The sequence below is a fragment of the Leptospira idonii genome (genome assembly GCF_004770995.1).
GTDB classification, from domain to species: Bacteria; Spirochaetota; Leptospiria; order Leptospirales; family Leptospiraceae; genus Leptospira_A; species Leptospira_A idonii.
This window is the reverse complement of sequence record NZ_RQHW01000014.1, coordinates 1-5,977: the sequence shown is the minus strand read 5'-3', so window position 1 is coordinate 5,977 and position 5,977 is coordinate 1. Positions and strand designations below refer to the sequence as shown.

4 protein-coding genes are annotated in these 5,977 nt (G+C 41.1%); all 4 read left to right on the top strand.

From position 1 onward, the window contains the following. Positions 1-24 precede the first annotated feature (24 nt). The 4 genes from EHS15_RS04610 (at position 25) to EHS15_RS04595 (ending at position 5,947) form a co-directional block, all read left to right on the top strand. Positions 25-2,793 carry a hypothetical protein gene (locus EHS15_RS04610; RefSeq protein WP_135759379.1) on the top strand — a complete coding sequence of 923 codons (2,769 nt, stop codon included), beginning with the start codon at positions 25-27 and terminating at the stop codon, positions 2,791-2,793. After that, positions 2,790-3,626 (top strand): hypothetical protein, encoded by an 837-nt coding sequence (locus EHS15_RS04605; RefSeq protein WP_135759378.1) that lies wholly within the window; start codon positions 2,790-2,792, stop codon positions 3,624-3,626. Before EHS15_RS04610 ends, EHS15_RS04605 begins: the two co-directional genes overlap by 4 nt. A 217-nt stretch (positions 3,627-3,843) precedes the next feature. Continuing rightward, complete coding sequence (locus EHS15_RS04600; RefSeq protein WP_135759377.1) at positions 3,844-5,517, top strand: Tle-like phospholipase domain-containing protein; 1,674 nt, start codon at positions 3,844-3,846, stop codon at positions 5,515-5,517. A 19-nt stretch (positions 5,518-5,536) separates the two neighbouring features. After that, positions 5,537-5,947 (top strand): hypothetical protein, encoded by a 411-nt coding sequence (locus EHS15_RS04595; protein ID WP_135759376.1) that lies wholly within the window; start codon positions 5,537-5,539, stop codon positions 5,945-5,947. Positions 5,948-5,977: the final 30 nt, after the last annotated feature.

The following is a 5,977-nucleotide window of genomic DNA, read 5'->3' as shown; positions in this document are numbered from 1 at the left end:
ACCGAACTTCGTTTTGCTGGAAATATGGAACTAACGTATGCAGAAAGAAGGTATTTAGCGAATGCACAACAGTATGCCGGCTTAGCAGTGACGGGAACCAGTTATCATAGTTCTGTACCAAGTGGCCAGAAAGGACTTATGGAAGAGTTGCAGAAGCAGTTATTCATCAACACTGTAGCAAGTGTAGGGAATGTAGATAAAGATATATTAAACACATTCATAAGACAAGAGCTAGCTGGTATAGAGAGAAGGAGATCTGAAGCGAAGGCCCAGGCGGAAGCAACAAGGTCAACAGCGATCACAGCAGCAGTAACCGTATTAACATTGGGAGCGGGAGGATTTTTGGGACCAGCGATCCAAAACGGATTATCTGCACTAGGAAGCGCCACAGCATCTCTGTTAGGTCCCTTAGCAAATTTAGCGTCAACGGGATTACCGCTATTGCAATCGACAGCGAATGTGGGAGCGGCAGTGATACGAGGAGCGATCCAAGCAATAGATGGAAGTAGAAATGGACCAGAAGGGATCGTAGCCGGACTAGTGAACGGGGTGTTCGGTGTTATGACAGCAGGAGGGGGAATGGATCTGACCCGATTTGCAACAGCAGCACCTCTCCTTCAGAATACAGCATTAGGCGTAGGAGTTAGCTACGACAGAGATAATGGTTGGGGGGGAATGCTTGGGATAGGGAATGCAACCCAGAACTTGTCTCTCCGACTGAGCGAATACGGAGGAGCCAGGCTCGAAGGCTCAGCTTCAATCGTAAATGGAATACAAATCAACGGAAATTATAACGCGGCCACAGGTGGCTTTGGAATTGGAGCAAACATCAACGCCGGAGATGGCCCAAGATCCGGAGCGAACTTAAATATCAACTATGACACGATAGAGAGGTTCTCAGGAGGGATCAGTTATACCGATTCAACAACAGGCTTTGGAATGAGTTATCGTGTGGATCGAGAAGGCAATGTAACAATATCTAGCTTATTGAATGGAGTGGTCATGGGAACAGTTACCGGTAATGGCTATAGCAATATGGACATGGACTGGGTGCAACATAACATCAATGCTGCACAAGATAGAGGGAGATTACTGGGTCAGATAGCACTACTAAAAGAAGACGGGTTGAGTGAGGACCAAATCAAAAATCTTGATGAAGAAGGTCTTAAAAAAGCGGTAGCGAAAGCGGAATTGAACAATCGCCTTAGGACAGTAATGAGTGAAGAGAAATTGCAGGGACTGACAGAAACCCAGAAAGCCGCATTGTGGAATGTATTGGGCCCCCAACCTACAGTGACACAGGATTTGATAAGTGGAGCGATGGGAGCATTGGGAATCACATCGTTACTTGGATTTCTAGGGTTAACCAGACGTAAAGAAGGTGAAACTCAAACTACAGTGGGAAGTATAGCGAGTGGAGCGTTGGTTGGAGGATTTAGTGGATTAATGAACTTGTTTACTAATACTTATGAAGCGTTTAACCCAAAAACAGAAATAGATTTACTGAGTGTAGCCGATAGAAATAGTCTTCGCACGAATGGGTATTATATAATGACAGATGGAACGATCAAGGTAGTGAGTTTATCGTCAGAAGGCAAATTAGAGTTATCTACAGCGACAGAGGAACAGATAGAAATGATTTATGCCGGGAACCTACCAGTTCCAGATCAACGCCCGAGTCTATTGGGTGCGGGACTAGGCTTTCTTGGAATAGGAGAGAGCCAGACAACAGTAGGAAGTATCTTAAGTGGAGCATTGAGTGGCTTTGGAAATAACATCTTGAATATGTTCCAAAGCATTCCGAATACTTTTAGTAATGGAATGAATGGATTAAGTAACTTATTTAGCAGTAGCTATAATTCTGTATTTAGCCCAGAGGACAATAATGTAAGATTAAGTGGCGAAATATTAAAACCAGAAGAGAAGCAATCGTTAGAAGCGAAGGGATATTATATAAGTTCTGATGGTAAGATAATGGTAAGAAGTTCGACGTTAGAAGGAGATATAATTATCTCAGAAGCCACCTTAGGTCAGCAAGAGCTGATCCGTTTAGGAATAAGACCTACCGAGGTATTTAACCAACAGCCGAATATAATAGCCGCAATGATAGGTAAGAAACCGATTCATGAGAATTTGACAGAGGAATCAGCGAGATTAGCAGGATTTGATTTAGCGAACCGACCAGGTATTGGTCAGGGAAATTATGATGCAGATTTCCCCGTGAATTCGTATTTTACGTCCCTTGTGATATTGACGAACAATCTAAGTCCAAGTTTGGCACTGGCATTATTTGGTAATACGGAGACGTATCGAGTTCATTTAGGGGATAGACAGCATACACATACGATGCAATCGTCACCCGACGAAACAGTAGAACAGACAAGAACTAGAGTATTAGAAGAAGCGAAGGCATTGTATACCTTAGCGATAGACCCTGATATTCAACTCAGTCAGTATGACAGAGATAGATTGGTGGGTAGACTGATTCATATGGTTCAGGATTCGTATTCTAAAGGACATACGTTAAGAGAAGGTAAAGATCAAAATGACGGCGGTATCGTTACCTTCTTTAACTACTTAGATCCAGCGAATCATGCAACTCATAATAAATATGATAATGTTAAAGACCATGAAAGAGCAACTGAGGTAGTAACTGACATTTTAAAGATCTATGATAGTCCAATAGATAATTCTTGGGAAACTATGTCTCCGATATTGGAAAATATATTCCGATTGAATATAACCCCTCCTCCAAATAACCCCAATACTGAATCAGGAGCAATACGTGCATGAGAAGTAAAATAATTCTGATATTATTGATGTTCGAGTTGAATGGTTGTAGTATCAACGGAATGTTTGATCGTCCGTATCGTCGAGATTGGACAAGTGAAATTCAAGTAGAAGATCGTTTGGTTAAGATTCATCAGGAAAGACGATCTTCAAAATATATCTGGATATGGCCATTGCATTTCCACGGAGGAGGTTGGTATCCTACAGGTCCAGACGATTATTATACACTGAGTCGTAATGAAGATTTGGGAATGTTGGAAGATTATGAAGATAGAGGGTATAGTCCAATCATATTGAATAGCTACCAAGGCAAGCTATATATGGTATTGTCTAGTAATCTACATTATTATTACACAAAAAAAGATCCTTATCGTACATCTTTTAAAGTGCTGAGGTTAGATAAAGGCTACTGGAAAGAAATTAGTTTTTATGAATTTCCTAGGCAGATATCTTATCAGAATGTAAATCAATGGCATATACTCAAAGGAGCATCCAATGATGATACTCTAGAATTGCGTAAGGAAGATGAGATAACTAATAAAGATTTGACTTACCGAATCGATTTCTTGTCTGAACTGAAGGAGATACTAAAGCAAACGGAAAACGAAGCTCCCGATTCTTCAATGAAAGTTTTTCCAGATGGCTGGTCTGGATTAAATATTTTTCCTTTTTGGTTATGTTTGGAATATCCATATTGCAATAGACAAGATACATATTCTGGCGTACTTACAAATAAAACCAAAGGCCGCCTAAACCTTCGATTTATCCGCAATTATGTAAAAAAGAACTTCCCTGACGAGGAAGCGAAACCAGCAAACACACCGGAGGTGAATTAGATGATAATCAAAGAGCGCACCGGATCGAAGGAGCGTTGTCGTCGACTGAGAGCCGGGAGATGCGCCCAACAAACCTAGGTAAGATGTATGTTATCTATTCATAACCGGGAGAGAGAGTTTCTAGCGGTGGCGAAGGCCAAGGATGGCCGAAGCAATTTCTTCTGTGCAAGGAGGCACAGAGAAATTGAGCTAGGAACGAATCTCGACTTGGGGAGGAATGCTTGGGATAGGGAATGCAACCCAGAACTTGTCTCTCCGACTGAGCGAATACGGAGGAGCCAGACTCGAAGGCTCAGCTTCAATCGTAAATGGAATACAAATCAACGGAAATTATAACGCGGCCACAGGCGGATTCGGAATTGGAGCGAACATAAACGCCGGAGATGGCCCAAGATCCGGAGCGAACTTAAACATCAACTATGACACGATAGAGAGATTCTCTGGAGGAATTAGTTACACAGATTCAACAACAGGCTTTGGAATGAGCTATCGAGTAGATAGAGAGGGTAATGTAACGATATCTAGTCTATTGAACGGAGTGGTAATGGGAACTGTGACTGGTAATGGCTATAGCAATATGGACATGGACTGGGTGCAACATAACATCAATGCCGCACAAGATAGAGGGAGATTACTGGGTCAGGTAGCGAAACTTAGGGAAGCTGGATTAACGGATGAACAGATCCAAGGACTGAGTGAAGAAGATAAGAGTAAGTTAGAGAGAAAGATCGATGAAGATAAGATTCTCAAAGAGAAAGCTAACTTAACAGCAGAACAAATAAAGGATTTATCTCCAGATAAGAGAGCTGAGTTACTTAAACAGCATATGCCTGCGCCTGTTAGTGTAAACTTGGAGAATATAGCGTTAGGAGCTTTGGGAGCATTAGGTGGATTCTCGTTGGCATTATTGAGCCTTGTGTATAGAGTAGGAACATTACCGATAAATCTAGGAGTCAGTGGGGTTCAGTCTTTAATAAATCTATTTACGGGTCCAACTTCACAGGTATTGGATACACAAGAAGCAGAAGCTCTAAGAAAGGAAGCAGAAGATATAGCATCCATATTAAAAGACCCTGCGAAGGTGAAAGAATATGAGGAAAGATACGGTAAAGAGGAATTTGCGAAAAAGGTAGAAGCCTTTAAACAGAGTTTGATGTCAGAAGCAGCATACATAATATTTCCGACAGGTGTAGCTTGGGATCTTTGGGATAGTTCTGCAAATACTATGGGCATAAGGGCTTCTTTAGGGGCACTAGGAATTACAAAAGTTGATGCATTCGCATTAGAGGAACTTGGACTTAAACCAGAAGATTTCCATACTGAGTCAGGTATGCATGCAGAATTATTTTATGATTCGAATACAAAGAAGTATGTATTAGCATTTAGAGGGACAGAGCCTACTTCATTTATGGATATACTTGCGGATGTAATCAATTTACCAGGATTTACTTCTAGCCAACATCGGGATGCTATGAAACTTGCAGAGAAGTTAATGAATACACCTGAATTTGAAAATAGAATTTCCTTTACTGGTCACTCCTTAGGTGGAGGTCTAGCATCTGCAGCGGCGGGTTCCACAGGACTAACAGCAAATACTTATAATGCAGCCAATATCGGCTGGCAAACGAGATTAGCAATGGGAGATGGAGCAAATGGATTAGATCAACGAGTGAATTACTACCAAATGCCAGGGGAATTTGCGTCGTTGTTTCAAGATCCATTTCTGATGCCAGCCACGGGACAAAGGACACAGATAGATGGAGAATATGATAGATCTTGGTATAATCCGAGATCCATGGGTGAATTGCATTCAATCCATTTATTTACTAGAGCATTGTATAATGATATAGTAAATGGAACACCACAAACGGCAGTAACAAATTCAAACTAAGTAGGAAGGAAGATAGAAAATGAAACAGTTAGGAGTAATAATAGTAATCATGTTATCGATAATGACAAAGATGTCCTGTTTTTCCATTCAATTAAAATGCGCAAATTGCCACTTGGGTGATGCATACGTAGACAAACAAGCCTTAGCCTTGGTAAATGCTGCGGTAGATGGAGATGCAGCTAAAGTAAAGAAGTTAGTATCTGAAGGAGCTAATCCGAATCATTTAGAACCAGGTAAAGTTCCTATGTTGATTTGGACCATCTGTGCAGATAGTTTTGAAGGTTACAAAGCATTACTAGAAGCAGGAGCAGACCCGAATCTAGGAGGAACAGGAAAGGGCTTTAGCGATATAAAACGATATGGGGAACCTATAACAATATATCTGTACAAATATAGTATTCGCCAGTCACACTCTTCTAACTTTTATTAGGTTAAATGATTTCTTCCTGATCTAATTTTG

Coding starts and splice junctions, on each gene's coding strand:
- EHS15_RS04605 (WP_135759378.1), top strand. CDS start 2,790: ATGAGAAGTAAAATAATTCTGATATTATTGATGTTCGAGTTGAATGGT.
- EHS15_RS04600 (WP_135759377.1), top strand. CDS start 3,844: ATGCTTGGGATAGGGAATGCAACCCAGAACTTGTCTCTCCGACTGAGC.
- EHS15_RS04610 (WP_135759379.1), top strand. CDS start 25: ATGGAACTAACGTATGCAGAAAGAAGGTATTTAGCGAATGCACAACAG.
- EHS15_RS04595 (WP_135759376.1), top strand. CDS start 5,537: ATGAAACAGTTAGGAGTAATAATAGTAATCATGTTATCGATAATGACA.